The organism is Mesorhizobium sp. M1342 (genome assembly GCF_040317955.1).
GTDB lineage: Bacteria > Pseudomonadota > Alphaproteobacteria > Rhizobiales > Rhizobiaceae > Mesorhizobium.
Window position 1 is genome coordinate 67991 of sequence record NZ_JAMYLI010000028.1, and the last position, 21108, is coordinate 89098.

General features: G+C 63.2%; 17 protein-coding genes. 11 read left to right on the forward strand and 6 right to left on the reverse strand.

The features are described from left to right. Window positions 1–7: 7 nt before the first annotated feature. The 5 genes from NKH06_RS25580 to NKH06_RS25600 are packed head-to-tail and all read left to right on the forward strand — an operon-like array spanning window position 8 to window position 5680. Entirely contained in the window at window positions 8–745 is a 738-nt protein-coding gene (locus tag NKH06_RS25580) for a CpaD family pilus assembly protein (RefSeq protein ID WP_352439646.1), read from the forward strand. 38 nt (window positions 746–783) lie between these two features. Continuing rightward, the gene (locus NKH06_RS25585; protein ID WP_032909185.1) at window positions 784–2073 is read left to right on the forward strand and encodes a CpaE/TadZ family protein; all 1290 of its coding nucleotides are present in this window, start codon (window positions 784–786) and stop codon (window positions 2071–2073) included. Window positions 2074–2102: 29 nt separating this feature from the next. Continuing rightward, the gene (locus NKH06_RS25590; RefSeq protein ID WP_352439645.1) at window positions 2103–3605 is read left to right on the forward strand and encodes a TadA family conjugal transfer-associated ATPase; all 1503 of its coding nucleotides are present in this window, start codon (window positions 2103–2105) and stop codon (window positions 3603–3605) included. Between the two features lie 29 nt (window positions 3606–3634). Beyond that, complete coding sequence (locus NKH06_RS25595; protein ID WP_352439644.1) at window positions 3635–4648, forward strand: type II secretion system F family protein; 1014 nt, start codon at window positions 3635–3637, stop codon at window positions 4646–4648. A 9-nt stretch (window positions 4649–4657) separates the two neighbouring features. Then, window positions 4658–5680, forward strand: coding sequence for a type II secretion system F family protein (locus NKH06_RS25600; RefSeq protein ID WP_023811371.1), 1023 nt, complete (start codon window positions 4658–4660; stop codon window positions 5678–5680). A gap of 84 nt (window positions 5681–5764) precedes the next feature. Here NKH06_RS25600 and NKH06_RS25605 read toward each other — a convergent pair whose 3' ends face one another. Then, complete coding sequence (locus tag NKH06_RS25605; RefSeq protein WP_352894520.1) at window positions 5765–6586, reverse strand: tetratricopeptide repeat protein; 822 nt, start codon at window positions 6584–6586, stop codon at window positions 5765–5767. Window positions 6587–6702: 116 nt separating this feature from the next. Between NKH06_RS25605 and NKH06_RS25610 the strand changes: the two genes are divergently transcribed. From NKH06_RS25610 to pdeM, 5 genes are all read left to right on the forward strand, one after another. Then, entirely contained in the window at window positions 6703–8067 is a 1365-nt protein-coding gene (locus NKH06_RS25610; protein WP_352773384.1) for a leucyl aminopeptidase family protein, read from the forward strand. Between the two features lie 72 nt (window positions 8068–8139). Beyond that, window positions 8140–8490 (forward strand): MarR family winged helix-turn-helix transcriptional regulator, encoded by a 351-nt coding sequence (locus NKH06_RS25615; RefSeq protein WP_013533675.1) that lies wholly within the window; start codon window positions 8140–8142, stop codon window positions 8488–8490. Window positions 8491–8520: 30 nt separating this feature from the next. Beyond that, the gene (locus NKH06_RS25620) at window positions 8521–9381 is read left to right on the forward strand and encodes a C40 family peptidase (protein ID WP_352631063.1); all 861 of its coding nucleotides are present in this window, start codon (window positions 8521–8523) and stop codon (window positions 9379–9381) included. A gap of 67 nt (window positions 9382–9448) precedes the next feature. After that, entirely contained in the window at window positions 9449–11998 is a 2550-nt protein-coding gene (locus NKH06_RS25625) for a ligase-associated DNA damage response DEXH box helicase (protein ID WP_352773381.1), read from the forward strand. Further along, window positions 11995–12711: a ligase-associated DNA damage response endonuclease PdeM gene (gene pdeM, locus NKH06_RS25630; RefSeq protein WP_352439639.1), complete on the forward strand. Its 717-nt coding sequence runs from the start codon at window positions 11995–11997 to the stop codon at window positions 12709–12711. The genes NKH06_RS25625 and pdeM overlap by 4 nt, the downstream gene beginning before the upstream one ends. 25 nt (window positions 12712–12736) lie before the next feature. Here the strand turns inward: pdeM and NKH06_RS25635 are convergent, their stop codons facing one another. The 4 genes from NKH06_RS25635 to NKH06_RS25650 all read right to left on the reverse strand — a co-directional run bounded on the left by NKH06_RS25635 (window position 12737) and on the right by NKH06_RS25650 (window position 18228). Then, window positions 12737–13510 (reverse strand): tetratricopeptide repeat protein, encoded by a 774-nt coding sequence (locus NKH06_RS25635; RefSeq protein WP_352894513.1) that lies wholly within the window; start codon window positions 13508–13510, stop codon window positions 12737–12739. Between the two features lie 117 nt (window positions 13511–13627). Next, window positions 13628–14563: a dimethyl sulfoxide reductase anchor subunit family protein gene (locus NKH06_RS25640; RefSeq protein WP_352773374.1), complete on the reverse strand. Its 936-nt coding sequence runs from the start codon at window positions 14561–14563 to the stop codon at window positions 13628–13630. 3 nt (window positions 14564–14566) lie between these two features. After that, window positions 14567–15301, reverse strand: coding sequence for a 4Fe-4S dicluster domain-containing protein (locus NKH06_RS25645; protein WP_023811364.1), 735 nt, complete (start codon window positions 15299–15301; stop codon window positions 14567–14569). Further along, window positions 15298–18228, reverse strand: coding sequence for a molybdopterin oxidoreductase family protein (locus tag NKH06_RS25650; protein WP_352773371.1), 2931 nt, complete (start codon window positions 18226–18228; stop codon window positions 15298–15300). The genes NKH06_RS25645 and NKH06_RS25650 overlap by 4 nt, the downstream gene beginning before the upstream one ends. A gap of 278 nt (window positions 18229–18506) precedes the next feature. Between NKH06_RS25650 and NKH06_RS25655 the strand changes: the two genes are divergently transcribed. Next, a complete protein-coding gene (locus NKH06_RS25655; protein WP_352439635.1) occupies window positions 18507–19409 on the forward strand; it encodes a LysR substrate-binding domain-containing protein in 903 nt (300 codons plus the stop codon). A 144-nt stretch (window positions 19410–19553) separates the two neighbouring features. Here the strand turns inward: NKH06_RS25655 and NKH06_RS25660 are convergent, their stop codons facing one another. Further along, window positions 19554–20810 carry an Hsp70 family protein gene (locus NKH06_RS25660; RefSeq protein ID WP_352673599.1) on the reverse strand — a complete coding sequence of 419 codons (1257 nt, stop codon included), beginning with the start codon at window positions 20808–20810 and terminating at the stop codon, window positions 19554–19556. Between the last annotated feature and the right edge of the window lie 298 nt (window positions 20811–21108).

Consider the following 21108-nt stretch of genomic DNA (forward strand, 5'->3'; position numbering starts at 1 on the left):
AGCGGACATGTCTCAGTCAGCATTGAAGGCAAGCACCATCGCGGCAGCGATGCGCTTTGGCCGCTCGCGGGTCTGCCGGGGAGCCGTTCCTGTCCTGGCGGTTGCGGTGGCGGCTCTGCTGGCCGGCTGCGCCCAGCGCGACAGCATCACGGTCGGCGCCATTCCGGACGATTACCGCACCAACCATCCGATCGTGATCGCCGAGAAGAATCAAAAGATCGACCTCCCGGTTGGTGCCGGTGACCGCGGCATGACCGGCTCTCAGCGCGATACACTTCTTGGCTTCCTCGATGGCTATGACAGAAGTGCCGCCCCGACGCTGACGATCCAGGTCCCGAGCGGATCGGCCAACGAGGTCGCCGCGACCGCGGCGGCCCGTGATTTCGCCCGGCTCGCGATCGCCAGCGGCGTCAAGCGCAACCGGCTTGTCGTCACCTCTTACCAGGCCGCCTCGAGCGAGATATCCTCGCCGGTCCGCGTCGCTTATGTTGCGGTGAGGGCGCAGACCGACAAATGCGGACGCTGGCCAGCCGACCTCGTCGATACGTCGGAGAATAAGCACTATGCCGACTTCGGCTGCTCCTATCAGAACAATCTTGCCGCCCAGATGGCCAACCCGGCCGATCTGCTCGGCCCGCGCAAGCCGTCCACAATCGATGCTGAAAATCGCGGCGCGGTGATCGATGTCTACCGTGCAAGAGGCATTTCGGATGAGTTCCTGGGCAATTCGGAAGTAGACTACTAAGCCGCCAGTCTCGGATAGAACAGGCCACGGGAAAGAGCATGACGATGAGCAACCTTGCCTACGACGCCCCGGTGGATGGCAGCGATACCTCGCAGCAGGACATCGCCGCGATGCAGGCGTTGCGGCCGATCCCGCGCATCTCGATCCAGGCATTCTGCGAGACCGAGGGTGTCGCCAACCCGGTCGAGCGCGCCGGCGAGGACCGCCGCATGACGAAGGCGCATCTCAAGGTCCATATGGGCGGCGTCCCCACCGCCATCGAATTCTACCAATCGGCGCCGACGCCCAACCTGATCCTGCTGGAATCGCGCAGCGAGCCCAAGCAATTGCTGGAACAACTCGCCCAGCTTTCGGAATATTGCGATCCGACGTCGAAGGTGGTGGTGATCGGCCACTACAATGATGTCGGCCTTTACCGCGAGCTCATCCGCAACGGCATTTCCGAATATGTGATCGCGCCGGTCTCGATGGCCGACATCGTCAGCGTGGTGTCGTCGATTTTTATCGATCCGGAAGCCGAGCCGCTCGGCCGCTCGATCGCCTTCGTCGGCGCCAAGGGCGGTGTCGGCTCCTCGACGATCGCCCACAATGTGGCTTGGGCGATGTCCTCCCTGTTCAAATCCGAAGTGGTCGTCGCCGATCTCGATCTGGCTTTCGGCACCGCCAACATGAATTTCGACCAGGATCCGGCGCAAGGCATCGCCGAGGCGGTGTTTTCACCGGAACGCATCGATGAAGTCTATCTCGACCGGCTGCTGACCCAGTGCGCCGAGCATCTGTCGCTGCTGGCAGCACCTTCGACGCTCGAACGGGTCTATGATTTCGATCCCGAGGCCTTCGTTCAGCTCATCGACACCGCCCAGCGCAGCGTGCCGCTTCTGGTGCTAGACGTCCCCCATGCCTGGACGGGCTGGACCAAGAACACCCTGGTCAAGGCCGACGAGATCGTCATCACCGCGACACCGGAACTTGCCAATCTGCGCAACACCAAGAACCTCGTCGATATGCTCAAGCGGCTTCGTCCCAATGATCCGCCGCCCAAGCTGATCATCAACCAGGCCGGCGTGCCGAAGCGCCCGGAGATTTCGCCGTCCGACTTCGCCGAGCCGCTCGGCTTGTCGCCAATGTCGGTCATTGCTTTTGATCCGTTGCTGTTCGGCAATGCCGCCAACAACGGACGCATGCTTGGCGAAATGGATGCCAAGAACCCGGTCGTCGCGATGATCAACGAAATGGCGCATGTGCTGACCGGGCGCAGCGAAATCAAGATCAAGAAGAAGGCCGGGCTCGGCAGCCTGCTCGGCAAGCTCTCGCGCAACAAGAAGTGACGCTTCAGCAGTGGAATCGGTAGTCGATCATGTTTGGTAAAAGAGGCAGCGACGACGGCAACCGGTTCACGCCGGAATTTCGCCAGCCAGCACCGGCGCCCGTTGCGCCGCCGGCTGCAGGTTCCATGGACACGGCGGTTCTGACCCGGCCCGCGGCGGCGCCAAGCGCGCCTGTCGCACCGCCGGCGCGCCGTGCGGTCGAGGCACCGCCATTGGCGCCTGAGCCGAAGCGGGCACAGCGCGAAAAGAGCGAAACTTATTACGATACCAAGAGCCAGGTCTTCTCCGCGCTCATCGACACCATCGATCTGTCGCAGCTTTCCAAGCTTGATCCTGAAAGCGCGCGCGAGGAAATCCGCGATATCGTCAACGACATCATCGCGATCAAGAACTTCGCAATGACGATCGCCGAGCAGGAAGAGCTGCTCGAGGACATCTGCAACGACGTGCTCGGTTATGGGCCGCTCGAGCCGCTGCTCGCCCGCGACGACATCGCAGACATCATGGTCAACGGCTCCAGGAACGTCTACATCGAAGTCAACGGCAAGGTCGAACAGACCGGCATCCGCTTTCGTGACAACCAGCAGCTCCTCAACATCTGCCAGCGCATCGTCAGCCAGGTTGGCCGCCGCGTCGACGAATCCAGCCCGATCTGCGACGCGCGCCTTCCCGACGGCTCCCGCGTCAACGTCATCGCGCCGCCACTCTCCATCGATGGCGCCACGCTCACCATCCGCAAATTCAAGAAGGACAAGCTGACGCTCGATCAATTGGTCAAGTTCGGCGCCATCTCGCCGCAGGGCGCCGAAGTCCTCAAGATCATCAGCCGTGTTCGCTGCAACATCGTGATCTCGGGCGGCACCGGTTCGGGCAAGACGACGCTGCTCAATTGCTTGACCAACTATATCGACCGCGAGGAGCGCGTCATCACCTGCGAAGACTCGGCCGAGCTGCAATTGCAGCAGCCGCATGTGGTACGCCTCGAAACCCGCCCGCCCAATCTGGAGGGCGAGGGTGAGGTGACGATGCGTGACCTGGTCAAGAACTGTCTGCGCATGCGGCCCGAGCGCATCATCGTCGGCGAAGTGCGTGGACCCGAAGTGTTCGATCTGCTGCAGGCGATGAACACCGGCCATGACGGCTCGATGGGCACGATCCACTCGAACAGCCCGCGCGAATGCCTGAACCGTATCGAATCCATGATTGCCATGGGCGGTTATTCGCTGCCGCAAAAGACAGTGCGCGAAATCGTCGTCGGCTCCATCGACGTGATCATCCAGGCGGCGCGCTTGCGCGACGGATCGCGCCGCATCACCCACATCACCGAGGTGATCGGGATGGAAGGCGACGTCATCATCACGCAGGACATCGTCCTCTACAACATCAAGGGCGAGGACGCCAACGGCCGGCTGCTGGGTGAGCACGTATCGACCGGCATCGGCCGTCCGCATTTCTGGGAGCGTGCACGCTATTACGGCGAGGAGCAGCGTCTCGCCATTGCGCTCGAGGCGATGGAGAAACGCGCTGACTGACGTATGCTGGGGTGTAAGGGTTCGGGCCAATGTTTGGAATTGACGGCACAGTACTGGCGTTTGTCGTGCTCGCCGGCTTCAGCGCCGGCGCCGTCGCCTATGCATTTCTGTTCACCCGGATCAGCAACGAGAAACAGGCCGGCAAGCGGCTCGAAACGATCAGGACCGCCGAGACGGATCGCTCCGTCGTCAAGGCCTCGCGCGACCGCGTGGCGGAAGCCACCAAGCGGCGCAAATCGGTTCAGGATTCTCTCAACGAACTCGACGCCAAGCAGAAAACCAAGGACAGCCGCGTCAAGAAACCGCCGCTGAAAGCCCAGCTTCGTCAGGCCGGCCTCAAGACCACCATCGAGCGTTTCTATATATATTCCGCAATATGCGGCATCGTTTTGACGATGGTCGCCTTTGTGGCCGGAGCCCCGCTGATCGCCTTGCCGGGCGTGCTGTTGGCCGGGGGGCTGGGCCTGCCGCGCTGGTTCGTCACGTTTCGTCGCGCCCGCCGGGTCAAGGCATTCCTCAACGAATTTCCAAACGCGCTCGACATCATCGTGCGCGCGGTCAAATCCGGCCTGCCGCTGAACGACGCCGTGCGCTTGATCGCCAACGAATCGCCCGAACCCGTGAAGACCGAGTTTCGCCGCATCGTCGATTCACAGCAGATGGGCCTCTCTATCCCCGACGCGACCTTGCGCATGCCCGAAACCATGCCTTGCACCGAGGCAAGCTTCTTCGGCATCGTTATCCAGATTCAATCGCAGGCCGGCGGCAATCTCTCCGAGGCGCTGGGCAATCTTTCGCGCGTGCTTCGCGATCGCAAGAAGATGAAAGCCAAGGTCGCGGCGCTGTCGATGGAAGCGAAGGCGTCCGCCGCGATCATCGGTGCGCTGCCCTTCATCGTCGCCTTTCTCGTCTACCTGTCGAGCCCGGCCTACCTGATGCCGCTCTTCAACACCAGCGTCGGAAACCTGATCCTTGGTTGCTCTGCGGTCTGGATGTCGATCGGCATCCTGGTGATGCGCAAGATGATGAACTTCGAAGTCTAGGATGCTGGCATGACCGAGCAAGTCATCAAGACCCTGACGGATCCGAGCTTCCTGATCGCGATGCTGGTCGCGATAGCGGTGTTTGCGACCGTCCTCACCTTGCTGCCGGCGTTTGGCGGAAACCAGCTCAAGTCACGCATGAAATCCGTTGCGCTGGAACGCGACGAACTGCGTGCGCAACAGCGCGCCCGGCTTGCGGTCGAGGCCGACCGCCGTCGCAAGGGCTTGCGCGAGGAACAGTCGATCGGCATGCGCAACATTGTCGACCGGCTGGATCTGAGACGCGCGCTCGCCGATGAGAGCACATTGCAGAAACTCAAGGTGGCCGGTTTTCGTGGACAGAATCCGCTGACGCGGTTCCTTTTCTTCCGTCTCGTGCTTCCTTTTGTCGGTTTCGCGCTGGCCGCAATCTACATCTTCGTGCTCGGAGGGCTGCCCGACAAGCCACTGGTCATCAGGCTGTTCGTCTGCGTCCTCGTTGCTTACGGCGGCTTCTACGCACCGGTCATCTACGTCAACAACCGCGCCACCAAGCGCAAGCAGTCGATCCAGATGGCATGGCCGGATGGGCTCGATCTGATGCTGATCTGCGTCGAATCGGGCATGTCGGTGGAAGCGGCACTGCGCAAGGTCGCCGACGAGATCGGTGCGCAATCGGTGGCGCTGGCGGAAGAATTCATCCTCACCAACGCCGAGCTTTCCTATCTGCCGGAGCGCAAGCAGGCCTACGAGAACCTGGCAAGCCGCACCGGCCTGGATTCGGTCAAGTCGGTGTCGCAGGCGCTCGTCCAGGCCGAGCGTTACGGCACGCCGGTGGCGCATGCACTGCGCGTGCTTGCCGCCGAAAGCCGCGACATGCGCATGAATGCGGCCGAGAAGAAGGCGGCCGCCCTGCCGCCAAAACTTACCGTGCCGATGATCCTGTTTTTCCTGCCGGTGCTCTTCGCCATCATTTTGGGTCCCGCCGGCATTCAGGTCAGCCAACGCGGTATCTTCGGCGATCATGCGGCGCCGGCAACAAACGCCCAGTAGCGGCGAGGTAAATTCCTGCATTCCCTCAAACGAAGAAGCCGCGCATGCAGCGCGGCTTCTTCGTTGGGCATCGGGATTGTGGTCTCAGTTGGTCGCGGATTTCGGCTTGTCCTGGTCCTTGAGCTGGCTCCAGGCATTCTGCTGGGCCAACATCTGCCTGAGATAGGCGACGTTTGCCTGCGCCTGTTCGGGCGAGAGCTCCTGCGAGGCGATCTTCTCGGCCTCGTCGAACCGGCCTTGCAGGCCGACGACCAGTGCCAGGTTCTGGCGGACGCGGCTGTCCGCATTCGGCTGCTGCGCGGCCGAGCGCATATAGGTTTCGGCGGTGCGCAGGTCACCTTCCAGCACATACGACATGCCAAGATTGGAGAGCACGGAAGGCTCGTTCGGCTTGAGGTCGAGCGCCTTGCGGTAAAGCTGGCGTGCATCGTCCTTCTGGCCAGTCTGGTCGAGAATGGCCGCTTCGGCCGACACCAGCTTCCAGTCGGGATATTCCGGTGTTTGAGCGCGGCGCACGGCGTCGAGCGCCGCCTCGAACTGGCCATTGGCGGCCAGCGCCTTGCCATAGGAGGCAAGCACGTCACGATCCTTGGGGAAAGCGATGGCGAGCTTGCGCATCACGGCGAGCGACTGATCGGCGTCGCCATCCATCTGCAATGCCGCCGCATAATTCGTCGCGATCCGCTTGTCGTTGGGGTTCTTCGCGTAGGATTGGCCGAGTGCGCCGGTGGCATTGTGCAGTTCCCCGGCCGACATGCTTTCCAGCGGTTTGCCGCCGGTGCGTGCGATAGAGCCGGTGGAGAGCTTGTCGGTTCCGCAACCGGCGACGCCCGCCGCCAGCGCCAGCGCAAGGGCCGTGATGATGAGCCGTTTTCCCCTGGCATCGATCCTGCGGTTGGTCGGCATGGCCACCTAAGCCTCCATTCATGCGCGGCCATTGCGTGGCCGTCTTCCCTCCCGCAGAAATATTCTGTTAACCCTAACGGACGGTTAAGAATGGCGACTCACACGGAGAACATCGCATGCCTGTCGAACTCGTCGGGAAGACATTGCCGGGCGCGCTGCCGGTCCATCTGATCGCCAGGGACGGTCTGGACGCGGCCGGCCTTGCGCCGGCCGCTGTCGCCTGGGCCAGGGCCAACGGCTTTTCCGGCGAGGCAGGCAGGACGCTGGTCGTGCCCGGCGAAAACGGGGCGCTCGGCGGCGCCTTGTTCGGCGTCGGCGATGGCGAGGGCGCGCTCGCCCTCGGCGCACTGTCGAAGGCCTTGCCGGAAGGCGACTGGCATTTCGCCTCGGCGCCGGTCGAGCCCGAACTCGCGGCCACCGCACTGGTGCTCGGCGGCTATGTCTTCACCCGTTACGGCAAGAAGTCAGGCAGGGCGCTGCGCTTCGGCCTGCCGGCAGGCGTCGATGCCGGGCGCGTTCGCCGCATTGCCGATGGCGTCTTCCTGACACGCGATCTGGTCAACACGCCGACCAGCGATATGGGCCCGGAAGATTTGGAGGAGGCGGTGCGGACCCTGGCTGCCAGGCACAAGGCCGAAGTCTCGGTGGTCAAGGGTGACGATCTCCTCGACCGGAATTTCCCGATGATCCATGCTGTCGGCCGTGCGTCGGCCGGCGCGCCGCGCCTGATCGATATGCAGTGGGGGCAGCAAGGGGCGCCGAAGGTAACGCTGGTCGGCAAGGGCGTCTGCTTCGACACGGGCGGTCTCGACATCAAGCCATCGTCCGGCATGCTGCTGATGAAAAAGGACATGGGCGGTGCCGCCAATGTCCTTGGCCTTGCCTCGATGATCATGGCTGCCGGGCTGAATGTGCGGCTGCGCGTGCTCATTCCCGCGGTCGAAAATTCGATTGCCGGCAACGCCTTCCGGCCCGGGGACGTGCTTGCGAGCCGCAAGGGCATCACTGTCGAGATCGGCAACACGGATGCCGAGGGGCGGCTGGTGCTGGCCGACGCGCTGGCGCTGGCCGACGAGGAGGAGCCGCAGCTTCTGATCGACATGGCGACGCTGACCGGGGCTGCCCGTGTCGCGCTCGGCCCCGATCTGCCGCCGTTCTACACCGGCGACGAAATGCTGGCATCCGATCTTGCGGCGGCTTCCGTCGCGGTCGAGGATCCGCTGTGGCGCATGCCGCTGTGGCAGCCATACGATGCAAAATTGTCGTCGAAGATCGCCGACATCAACAATGTCACCCCGGATGGTTTCGCCGGCTCGATCACCGCGGCGCTGTTCCTCAAGCGCTTCGTCGAAAAAACCGCGGGCTGGGCGCATTTCGACATCTTCGCCTGGAACCCGGCTGACCGTCCGCATGGCCCCGCCGGCGGTGAGGCACAAGGCATCCGCGCGCTGGAGCGGATCATCGCGAAACGCTACGGCTGACGGTTGCAGGCGAGAGACGGCAATCGCTTTGACTGAAACGGAACCGAAACAATTTGCCGTCATGCTGGCGCGATGTCGATTGCGATGCGCCCGAGCCAGGCCTTGCGACTGTGGCAGCAGGTGATGCTGTCGCAGGTGCGCGACGACGCGCCCGATCTGACCATGCGCCAGACGGCAATCCTGTTCACCATCTATCTCGATCCGCCGCCGCACACCGTGCGCGGGCTCGCCGCGCGCCTCAATGTCACCAAGCCCGTGATCACCCGCGCGCTCGACACGATGGGCGCTTTGAAACTCGTCTCGCGCCATCGCGACGAACTCGACAAGCGCAATGTTCTGATCAGGCGCACGGTCGAGGGCGCGCTCTTTGTCGAGCGCTTCGGCGATGGTATCATCGCCAAGGCGCTCGAACTGCCGATGTGAGCGAATTACCTTTTCAACAGAGTGCTCGATTTGACCGCCAGGGATGCCCGCCTTCACGCTTTTCGCTCCGATCTCGCCGATGCAAGGCTGAAGGGCGAGGTCGCCGCCGACCGCTTCGTCGCCGGCCGGCCGGCGCGGGTCATCGCGTCAGTGGCCGATATGCGCAAGGCGCCGCGGCCTGATGCCGGCGTCAACACGCAAGCGCTGTTCGGCGACGATGTCCTGGTCTTCGATGTCGCTGAAGGCTGGGCCTGGGTCCAGGCCGAACGCGACGGCTATGTCGGCTATGTCGCCGACACGATGCTCGGGGGCCGGGATCACGCGGCCACTCACATCGTCTGCGTGCCGCGCACCTTCCTTTACCCCGGGCCGGATCTGCGCTTTCCGATCGCCGGACAATTGTCGATGGGATCGACGGTGACAGTGACGGAGGCCGCCGAGACGCGCGGTACGCATTATGCGGTCCTGCCTTCCGGCGAGGCGCTGATCGCAGGTCACCTGCGGCCGCTCAGTGAAGCTGGCTCCGACTATGTCGCGGTTGCCGAGGCGTTTCTCGGCACGCCCTATCTCTGGGGTGGCACTTCCGGGTTCGGCATCGACTGTTCGGGCCTAGTGCAACTGGCGATGCGCATGGCCGGCAGCGACGTGCTGCGCGATTCGGACATGCAGGCGGCGACACTTGGCGAGCCGCTCGAACCGGGACCTGATTTCTCAGGCTTGCGACGCGGCGATCTGGTGTTCTGGAAGGGCCATGTCGCCGTCATGACGGATGCCGACACGATGATCCACGCCAATGGCCACACCATGCTGGTGTCGCACGAGGGATTGAAAGACGCCGTCGCGCGCATCGGCTATCTCTATGGCAGCCCGACAGGGTTTCGGCGGCCTTAGGGAAGAACGATCCCCTTTTGTTCCGATTCTTCTTGGCGATTAGCCGCCGTCGCGCTACCTCTGGCGGGTGACAGAGCAGCCGCGCCTTGCCGAACAGAATGCCGCCGTGGCCCTGCCCGAACCATTCATCAGATGGTTTGGTGAGAAAGGCTGGTCGCCGCGCGCCCATCAGATCGAACTTCTGGCGAAAGCCCAGGCCGGGCAATCAGTCCTGCTGATTGCGCCGACCGGTGCCGGCAAGACGCTGGCCGGATTCCTGCCTTCGCTGACCGAACTGGCCAACAGGCCCAAGAGAAAGCCGGGCCAGGCGCGTCGCGGTATCCACACGCTCTACATCTCACCGCTGAAGGCGCTTGCCGTCGATATTGAGCGCAATCTCGGCAAGCCGGTGGAAGAGATCGGCCTGCCTGTCACCATCGAAACGCGCACCGGCGACACCCCCGCCCACAAGCGCCAGCGCCAGAAGCTGGTGCCGCCCGACATCCTGCTGACCACGCCCGAGCAACTGGCGCTACTGATTGCGGCCGGCGATGCTAAACGTTTCTTCGAGGATCTGCGCTACGTCGTGCTCGACGAACTGCATTCGCTGGTGACGTCGAAACGCGGACATCTGCTGGCGCTCGGTCTGGCGCGGTTGCGCAGCTTTGTCCCTGGTCTGCAAACCATCGGGCTGTCGGCGACGGTGGCCGAGCCGGACGAGTTGCGGCGCTGGCTGGTCAGCCAGAATCCGCCCAAGGGTTCGACAGACCATGACATGGCGGAACTGATCGTCGTCACCGGGGGCGCGAAACCGGAGATTTCTATCCTCGATTCCGAAGAGCGGGTGCCATGGGCGGGACATTCGGCGCGCTACGCCACGCCTGAGATCTACCGAGAGATCAAGCGCCACAAGACGACCCTGTTGTTCGTCAACACGCGCAGCCAGGCGGAGCTGCTGTTCCAGGAATTGTGGCGGGTCAACGAGGATACGTTGCCGATCGCGCTGCATCACGGTTCGCTCGACGTCGCCCAGCGCCGGCGCGTCGAAAAGGCGATGGGGGAAAACGCACTGCGCGCCATCGTCGCCACCTCGACGCTCGACCTCGGCATCGACTGGGGCGATGTCGATCTGGTCGTGCATGTCGGCGCACCAAAGGGGGCGAGCCGGCTGGCGCAACGCATCGGCCGCGCCAACCACCGCATGGACGAGCCGTCCAAGGCGATCCTCATCCCGGCCAACCGCTTTGAGGTGCTGGAATGCCGGGCCGCCCTCGACGCCAACTATCTCGGCGCGCAGGACACGCCTCCCTTGATCGATGGCGGTCTCGACGTGCTGGCGCAACATGTACTCGGCTGCGCCTGCGGCGCGCCGTTCCGTGCCGATGATCTGTTCGAGGAAGTGCGAACGGCAGCACCCTATGTCAGCCTCGACCGGCCGACTTTCGACCGCGTCATCGATTTTGTCGCCACCGGCGGCTATGCGCTCAAGAATTACGAGCGCTACGCCCGCATACGCCTGAACAAGGATGGATTCTGGCGGGTGTCCAATCCGCGCGTCGCCCAGCAATACAGGCTGAATGTCGGCACCATCATCGAGGTTCCGGCGCTGAATGTGCGCTATATCAAGGCCGGCGGCAAAGGTGCGGCTTCGCGCGGCGGCCGGGTTCTCGGCAAGATCGAGGAGGCCTTCCTCGAAACGTTGACGCATGGCGACACCTTCATGTTCGCCGGCAAGGTTCTGCGCTTCGAAGGCATCCGCGAGAATGAATGCTTCGTGTCGAACGCGCCCGGCAGCGATGCCAAGGTGCCTTACTATGGCGGCGGCAAGTTCCCGCTTTCGACCTATCTCGCCGAACAGGTCCGCATCATGCTGGACGACCCGCAGCGATGGAAGAAGCTGCCCGAGCAGGTCGCCGACTGGCTGCGATACCAGGCCGACAAATCGGTGCTTCCCAAACGCGACGACCTGCTGATCGAGACCTTTCCACGAGGCAACCGCCACTATCTGGTGGCTTACCCGTTCGAGGGCAGGCTGGCGCACCAGACGCTCGGCATGCTGCTCACCCGCCGCCTTGACAGAGCAGGAGCCAGGCCGCTCGGCTTCGTCGCCACCGATTATGCTTTGGCGATATGGTCACTGGGCGACATGGGCGCGATGTTCAAAGCCAGGAAGCCTTCGCTTGGCGCGCTTTTCGACCAGGACATGCTTGGAGACGACCTCGAAGCCTGGCTGGCCGACAGCTGGCTTCTCAAACGCACTTTCCGCAATTGCGCGCTGATTTCGGGGTTGATCGAGAAACGCCATCCGGGCCAAGAAAAGAGTGGTCGCCAGGTCACGGTCTCGACCGACCTGATCTACGATGTGCTGCGCAGCCATGAACCGGACCACATTCTGCTGCAGGCAACACGCGCCGACGCAGCGACCGGTCTGCTCGATGTAAGCAGACTTGCCGACATGCTCTCGCGCATCCAGGGTCGAATCGTGCATAAGGCACTCGAACAGATATCGCCGCTCGCCGTGCCGATCATGCTCGAGATCGGCAAGATGCCGGTCCATGGCGAAGCCGATGAAACGCTTTTGATGGATGCGGCGACATTGGTCGAGGAGGCCATGGGGCCGGGAATGAGTGTGGAATGAAATTTTCGCTGGCGCGCATATCGCTGATCGCCGAGGCCGATCTCGTCGGCATCGCCGGCGAGCGCGCTGTCTGCGACCCGCGCGGCGTGCTCTATTTTCCGGATCTGCGGCTTCTGGCCGTGTCCGATCTGCATCTGGAAAAGGGTTCGTCGCTGGCACGGCGCGGCACGTTGATCCCGCCCTACGACACCGGTGCGACCTTGCTGCGGCTTCAGGCGGTGATATCAGACTACCAGCCTTCGATCGTCATCAGCCTGGGCGACAGCTTTCACGATGGCGGCGGCGCCCAGCGCATGCATGCAAGCTTCCGCGAGCGGCTGGAAGCGCTGATATCAGGCCGGCAATGGTTCTGGGTTGCCGGCAATCATGATCCGGAAGCTCCAGCCGATCTGCCCGGCGAAACGGTGCGTGAACTTGCTATAGGCTCCCTGCTGTTCCGGCATGAGCCGTCGAAGCAGCGTGTCGAAGGCGAAATAGCGGGCCATCTGCATCCCTGCGCCCGCATCGTGCAGCAGGGCCGCTCGGTGCGGCGCCGCTGCTTTGCCGGCGATGGCGGCCGCATGATCATGCCGGCCTTTGGCGCCTATACCGGCTCGCTCAACGTGCTCGACCGCGCCTATGCCGGGCTGTTCCGGCTGGACACGCTGATGGCTTATATGCTGGGCGCCCAACGCATCTTTGCCATTTCCGGCTCGATGCTGCGGCCGGGCTGAGGTCGCCGCTTAGTCTTGATGGAATTCAAGTTTTCTTCAATGCTGCCTGTATGCGGTCGAGCGCCTCTTCCGCACCATTATGCCCTTGCGCTGCGGAGCGTTTCAGCCATTGGACAGCAAGCTCGATATTCTTCTCGACACCAACGCCTTTCAAGTACATCACGCCCAAGTTGAACTGCGCTTTGCCGTTATTTTGCTGCGCGGCCTTCTCGTACCAATAAAAGGCCAGCTTGTCGTTTTTATCCACGGCCTCGCCGGTCAGGTAGGCAGTGGCCAAGTTTACCTGCGCGTCAACGTTGCCTTGTTCCGCTGCTTTGGTCGACCAAAGAACCCCATCGGCACCGCTTTGGGGTACTCCTTTGCCAAGAAAATACATGTATCCAAGATATTGCTGAGCCTCGACCAAACCTTGAACAGCGGCACCGCGCCAAAGTTCCACCGCTTTCGCATCGTCTTGCTGAACGCCTTTTCCCCAAGAATACAAAAGACCAAGATTCAACTCGGCCACTGCCATGTCCTGATCCGCCGCCTTATCCCACCATTCGGCAGCCTTGGAATAATCCAGAGGCACACCAAGCCCCCTGGAATACAGAAATCCGACATTAAACTGCGCAGTGATATCGCCCCCTAAGGCGAGGGCCGTCCATTCTTTGTACGCTTCTGTATAATTCTTCGCCTCAAAGGCGGCGTCGGCTTCGAGCGCGCCTGCTATTAAATCGTGGGAGGCAAAAACCAAAATGCCTGCAACGCAAACCCCTCGTGCGAGATGCGGCGCTAAATTGAAGGGAGTGAGGATCATCGCCTGCTATGCCAATCCGGAAGATGCCGTTCCTAGAACTACGACACATTCTTCCGAGCCACAACTTACGACAACACTAACTGACATCCAGCAATTGCGAGGGCATGTTGGCGTTCCCTACCCGCCGTAGTAGAGCGTGACGGTGTGCTTCGCTTCGGCGAAAAACAGCCAGCGTTCGACCAACATGCCGGCGAACTGCACGATCACGGCGAGCACCGACAGCGCCGCTGCGAAGGGCCAGGGTAGGGCGAAAGCAGCCGCGAGCAGCAGGGCGGGCAAGGCAAAGGCCAGACCCTGTGCGATCTGGCGCAGCCGCGCGCTGTGTTTGCGTGCAATGCGAAAACCCATTTCCTTGAGTAGATAATTCTCCTCGGTGTGGGGCCATTCCAGCGACCGCACCGTGCCGCCGGCCAGCCCGGTCGCGGTGTTGGCGGTGGTCGGAATTTCCAGCCGGTCATTGTAGCGCCAGGTCGCCAGCTTCCAGCTCCAGCCGAGCAAGGTCAGGAGCATGGAAGCCACCAGAAGAATTTTCGAGCCGACAGCAAAACCTTGCAGCAGCGCATTCAGAAGCATGCTGCCGGTCATCGCCGAAAAGATCAGATAAGCCGGCAGCGTATAGCGGCTGTGCCATTGGGCGATCGGCTTCAGCGACGCGTAGATCATGCCTGTGGTGCAGACGGTGACGACGGCACCACAGGCCGTCAGCAATCCGGCCACCGTCACCCAACCGCCGCTGCTGCCGAAAAACACCCAGCCGATGCCGAACAGTCCCGCCGGGATAAAAGTAATGACCGAGGCAACGCCTTCGCGCGACAGCCAGGAACTGCGCCACTGCGAGAAGGCCCGCCAGGCGCGTTCGGGGCGGCCGAGATGACCCGTCGAGGACAACAGTCCGGCTACGATCAAGCCGAGCGCCAGCCCCATGCCGATGAAGCCCAGCCAGAAATCGGGCGGGATGATCTGGAAGCCTCCGAACATGCCCAGCAGAGCCAGCAGTCCATAGCCGGCGCCGGTGGCGGTGGTGAAGAAGACGACGGAGAAGGCTGGATGCATGGGTCAGTTCGAAAGCATGCGGTCGACCCAGCCGAGGAAACCGCCTTCGGCCCGCACCGGTTCGAGTGCGGGTGCTGCCACCGATGCGGCGCGCGTGGTGTGGGCGCGCGGCGGCAGGTATTTGTTGGTCGGGCGATAGCCGAGCTCAGGCATCAGGTCGACGCCGCCACGCTCCGCCACCAGTTGCGAAACCGCCGATAGGGGATCGCCGAGATCGCCGAAATGCCGGGCGCTGGTCGGGCAGGCGGCGACGCAGGCCGGTACGCGGTCCTCTTCGGCCAGATTGTCATTGTAGATGCGGTCGACGCACAGCGTGCACTTCTTCATCACCCCGACGTCCGTATCGAATTCTCGCGCGCCATAGGGACAGGCCCAGCTGCACAATTTGCAGCCGATGCACTTGTCCTCGTCGATCAGCACGATGCCGTCCGAGGCCCGCTTGTAGGAGGCGCCGGTCGGGCAGACGGTGACGCAGGCCGGTGTCTCGCAATGCAGGCAGGAACGCGGAAAATTGACGGTGCGCCCGCCCATCTCGGTCGTGTGCTCGTAAGCGTGCACGCGGTTGAACCAGACGCCGTCGACATGGCCGCCATAGGGGTCGATGTCGGTCAGCGGTGCCATGTGGCCGCCGGTGTTCCATTCCTTGCAGGCGGTGACGCAGGCCTGGCAGCCGACGCAGGTGTCGAGATCGATGACGAGGCCGAGCTTCTTGCCGCTTTGGCTTGGCAGACAGGTCATTCGGTCGCCTCTCTTGCCCTGCGGAATTCGGCACCGAAGCGAAGGATGTCGGGTGAGGGTTCGAAATGCGGCGGCTGCCGGAAACGCTCGAATTGCGGCTCGGTGAAGCCGGCTTCTTCGGCTGCGCATTTGACGATGCGCACGCGCAGGTCGAACCAAGCCGCCTGGCCGGTGACCGGATCGGAATTCGAATAGCGCTTGCCCTGAGCGTCAGCCGAGGTCTGGTCGCCGATGATATGGTTGAGCAGGAAGCCACGGTTGCTCTCGGCCGCGTCGTCCTTCAGCCCCCAGCTGCCGCGCCGCTTGCCGATGGCGTTCCAGGTCCAGACCGTGCTTTCGTTGACCCCGTCGATCAGCTTGATCTGCCCCTTCACCCTGCCGTTGATGCTTTCGATCCACACCCAGTCGTCATCGACAAGGCCAAGGCCAGCTGCCGTCCGGTGATGCACGAACAGCCGGTTCTGGCTGGTGATCTGCCGCAGCCACGCATTCTGCGAGCCCCAGGAATGGTACATGTGCATCGGCCTCTGCGTCAGCGCATGCAGCGGATATTCTTCCAGGTCGACGGCCGCTTCCTCGAAGGGCATGTGCCAGAAGGGCAGCGGGTCCATGTAGGTCTCGATGCGCTGGCGGTCACCCTTTGGTGGCAAGACAGGGCCATGCCCACGCGCGGCAAGGCGGAAGCGCTGCAGCGGTTCGGAGTAGAGCTGGAAGACGATCGGCTCGGCCTTGGGGATAAAGCCCATGCTCTCGGCGAAGTCGAGATAGGAGCGGTTGGCCATCTTGTAGTAGCGCTGGTCGTCGGCGAAATCGTGATGCCAGAAGCCGCCATTGTCGATGTAGCGCTGCAGCTGGTCCGGGTTGGCCTCGCCCCTGCCGGTCGAGGTCCCGTCCTTGCCGCGCCAGCCGGCGAGCGGGCCGATGCCGGGCGTGCGCTCATGATTGACGATGTAGTCGGCGTAGTCGCGGTATTTGGCCGTGCCGTCCTCATCGACGAAACCGGGCATGCCGAGCCGGGCGCCGAGTTCGATCAGCACCGACTGGAACGGCCTGACGTCGCGGTCCGGCTCGACGACGGGATAGCGGATGGCGTCGCCCGGTCCGTCGGCATGGCTGATGGGCCGGTCGAGCAGGCTGATGCAATCATGCCGCTCGAGATAGGTGGTATCCGGCAGCACCAGGTCGGCGAACGGCACGGTCTCGGAATAATAGGCATCGGAATAGATGATGAAGGGAATCTTGTAGTTGCCCGCTTCGTCGCTGTCGGTCAGCATGGCAATGGTCTCAACGGTGTTCATCGAGGAATTCCACGCCATGTTCGACATGTACATCATCAGCGTGTCGATCTTGTAGGGATCGCCGGCCCAGGCATTGCGGATGACGGTGTGCATCAGGCCGTGTGCCGCCAGCGGTGCGTCCCAGGAATAGGCCTTGTCGATGCGAAGCGGCGTGCCGGCCTCATCGACCAGCAAATCGTCCGGCCCACAGACGAAACCGAGCGGCATGCCGTCAAGCGGCGTCATCGGCTTGACGGTCTTGCCGGCTGGCTTGGGACCGGGCGGAGCGGAGCGGGGGTAGGGCGGCTTGAAACGGAAGCCGCCGGGAACATCCACCGTGCCCAGCAACACCTGGAGGAGATGGATGGCGCGGCAGGTGTGAAAGCCGTTCGAATGGGCCGAGATGCCGCGCATGGCGTGCATCGAAACAGGCCGCCCCTTGATCGTCTCGTGCCGGCGCCCGGCCCAATCGATCCACGCGATCGGCAGTTCGATCGTCTGTTCGAAGGCGACATGCGCAAGTTCGGCGGCGATCCTGCGGATCGTATCGGCGGCAATGCCGCAGCGCTCGGCGACCGCATCCGGCGCATAGCTCTCATCGAGGTAGCGGTCGGCGATGAGCTGGAACACCGAGACGCAGTGGCGCCCGCCGATCGTGAAGCTGCCCGTCAGTGCCGGTTTCGCACTGGCATCGGTGGCGCCGACAGGCGTCTTCGCAACCCTGTCCCACGCCAGGGGATTGCCGTCGGCGTCGCGCACGAACAGCCCGTCATCGGCGGCACCCGGCTCCTGCACGACGAGAACATGGGCATTGGTGTAGCGCAGCAGGTAATCGAGATCGACGCGGCCCGCCTTGAGCAATTCGTGGATGAGGGCGAACACGAACAGCCCATCGGTGCCGGGCCGGATGCCGATCCAGTCGTCTGCGATGGCATTGTAGCCGGTGCGGCACGGATTGATCGAGACGACCTTGGCGCCGCGCGCCTTGAGTTTGCCGAGGCCGATCTTGATCGGGTTGGAATCGTGATCCTCGGCGACGCCAAACAGCATGAAATACCGGGTGTTGTCCCAGTCGGGCTCGCCGAACTCCCAGAACGAACCGCCGATCGTGTAGAGACCGCCGGCCGCCATGTTGACCGAGCAGAAGCCGCCATGGGCGGCAAAGTTCGGCGTGCCGAACTGGCTCGCCCACCAGCCGGTCAGCGACTGCGACTGGTCGCGGCCGGTGAAGAAGGCCAGTTTCTTGGGGTCGGTCCGGCGGATGGCCGAGAGCCGTTCGGTGGCGATCGAAAACGCCTCTTCCCACTCGATCTCGCGGAATTCGCCGGAGCCGCGAGGGCCGGTGCGCAGCAATGGCTTCTTCAGCCTTGCCGGGCTGTAGTGCTGCATGATGCCGGAGCTGCCCTTGCCGCAGATCACGCCGCGATTGACCGGGTGGTCCTTGTTGCCGTTGATGTAGCGGACCTTGCCATCCTTGATGTGCACATCGATGCCGCAGCGGCAGGCGCACATGTAGCAGGTCGTCTTGGCGATGCTGTCGGAAACATCAGGCGAGGTGTCGACGCCGTCGCCTTCGTCAGGCGCTCGCGTGTCGGCAAGCGGGCGTTGCGATGGTGCCGAATTCGCGCCGCGCGGCGGTCCCTGCATCATGATCCGGTGGCGCCTGTACGGCCCATGGATTTGGCCCGCGTCTTCGGTCCGGGGCCGCGCATGTAATGCTCTTCCGGGTGGTAGCGATCGCTGGCCAGCCGCCGTCTTATGCCGCGGGTCCAATGCGCAAGCAGGGATCTGAACCGCCCGATCATTCTGTTCTCTGCGATCTCTCGGCGAATTTTTTCTAACTTCGTTCGAAAACTTAGAATAAAGCTATCGATCTGTCTAATCAGTTGTTCTTGTAAATTCGATCGATATTGGTTCTTAATGCAGACATGACCCTGGACCAGTTGCGGATTTTCGTCGCCGTCGCAGAGCGCGGCCATATGACCAAGGCGGCGGAACTGCTGGGCATTTCGCAGTCGGCCGCATCGGCCGCCATCCGGGCGCTTGAAGAACAGCACGGCGTCCATCTGTTCAACCGCGTCGGCCGCAACATCGAGCTTGCCCAGACCGGCCACCGGTTCCTGCCGGAGGCCAAGGCCGTGCTCGAGCGGGCCGCCGCCGCGCGCAATGTGCTGGAGCATGTCTCACAGACCGTCACCGGCAGCCTCTCGATCGCCGCCAGCCAGACCATCGCCAGCTACTGGCTGCCGCGCCGGCTGGCTTCCTTCCACGAAGCCTATCCGGCCGTCAGGCTGAGCGTCTCCATCGGCAACACCAGGCAGGTCGAGGCCAATGTCCTCGATGGCGCTGCGGATCTCGGCCTGGTCGAAGGCCGCACCGAGTCCGACATACTGCGCCGCACCAAGGTCGACGTCGACAGGCTGATGCTGGTGGTTGCCAGCGCGCATCCGGAGATCCCCGAAGTCGCGCCCGGCCGCCCTGACATCAAGGGTCTGCGCTGGATCATCCGCGAGGGTGGTTCGGGTACGCGCGAGGTGCTGGAGGATCTGGCGCGCCACGAAGGGATTTCGCTCGCCGACCTCCAGATATTCCTGGTGCTGCCGAGTAATGAGGCTATCCGCCAGGCGGTCGAGGCAGGAGCCGGCGCCACCATCATTTCGGAGCTTGTCGTGGCCCGCGCCGTGGCCGAAGGCGGTCTGAGATCGGTGCCGCTCGAACTGCCGAAACGCGACTTCGCCATGATCACTCATCGCGATCGCCAGGCAAGCCTGGCCCAGATGGCGCTCAAGGCACATCTGGGTACGGAGATGAACGGGTCCGCGCCAAGATAGGGTCCGTTGAGATTCAGGTCAGGCCGAGTCGAAAATGGCTGACGCCGAGAACCGGAGCGGAGCGTACTTAAAGTACGTGAGCACCGGAAGCGCAGGTACCAGCCATTTGCAGGCCGGCATCACCTGAATATCAATGGACCCTGATCAGCCGAACTTCCGTTGGGCATCTAGCGCCAGCCCAAGTCCGACCGAGCCGAACATGTCGCCTTCGATGACGGACGCCTGCGGCACCAGCGACAGGATTTCTCGTCTGGCCAGCGGGATCGCGGTCGATCCGCCAGTCAGGAACACCGCGGTGATGTCGGATGGCTTCACCTGGGCGTCACGGATGGTCTGCGCCACCGTTGCTGTGACACGCTCGATATCCCTGGCGATCGTGGCATCCAGCCCGTTGCGCGTGATTTCGGCGGCGAACTCCGCACCCGGCAGCTTCACCACGACATCTGCGGACGATCTGTCGGTCAGCTGTATCTTGGCCTTCTCGACGAGTGCCGCCAGCGCGTGTCCATAGCGGTGTTCGACGATGTGGATGAAACGGCCGACCAGGTCGGCGCGCTCGGCCTCGTAGCGGATCTGGCGCAGATGCGTCATCGCCCTGGCGGTGTAGACCAGATTGATGCGCTGCCATGTCGCCAGATCGATGAAGTAGCTTGCCGGCAGATTGCGCTTGCCGTCCTTGGTTGGCGTCAAATAGCCGAGCTGCGGCATCACATGGGCGATGCTCAGCTGCCGATCGAAATCCGTGCCGCCGATGTGGACGCCCCGGCTGGCCAGGATGTCGTCCTTGCGGTCGAGCGACCGGGAGCGCTGCGGTGAAACGCGCACGATCGAGAAGTCCGACGTGCCGCCGCCCATATCGATTATCAGCGCCAGTTCCTCGCGCGTCACCTTCTGCTCGTAGTCGAGCGCCGCCGCGATCGGCTCGAACTGGAAAGCGATGTGCTTGAAGCCCTGGGCACGCGCGGCGTTCTCGAGTTCGCTTTGCGCCTTCGCGTCGGCCTCGGCATCGTCATCGACGAATTGCACCGGCCGGCCAAGCACGACGGTCTCGACCGTATCGCCGGCATCTGCTTCCAGCCTCTTCTTGAGATGGCCGAGGAACATGCCGACGATCTCCAGGAAGCCGATCGACCGCGATTTGATGCGGGTCTTTTCATGGGCCAGCGAACTGCCGAGCACGCTCTTCAGAGAACGCATCAGCCGGCCTTCGACGCTGTCGGTGTAGTTGGCGATGGCGTGGCGGCCAAAGCAGGTGCGGTTGTCCTCGAAGTTGAAGAATACGGCACTGGGTAGCGTCACCTGGCCGTCCTCAAGCACGACGAGCCGCGGCTGCCCGTTGCGGACCACGCCAACGGTGGAGTTCGAAGTCCCGAAGTCGATGCCGCCGAAGGCTGGTCGCATGACAAGTTCCTGTATTTGTCGTCGGCGAGCCGACAGGCGCCGAGAAATCGCGCGCTGCCCGGGGACAGGCTGCTCTGCCGAACCGAATTGTTTGTGTCTGCCATTTGGCTGGGGAGCGCGGTCTACCGCATGCCTCGGCAAAGGGAAACCACTTTTCGGGGAAAGTTCTGAAGTGGGGGGGGGGTGGGGGGGGTGGGGCGGGGCGCGGCGGGGGGGGGGGCGTGGGGTGGGCGGGGGCGGGGGGGGGGGGGGGGGGGGTGGGGGGGGGAGGGGGGGGGGGGGTTGGGGGGGGGGGGGG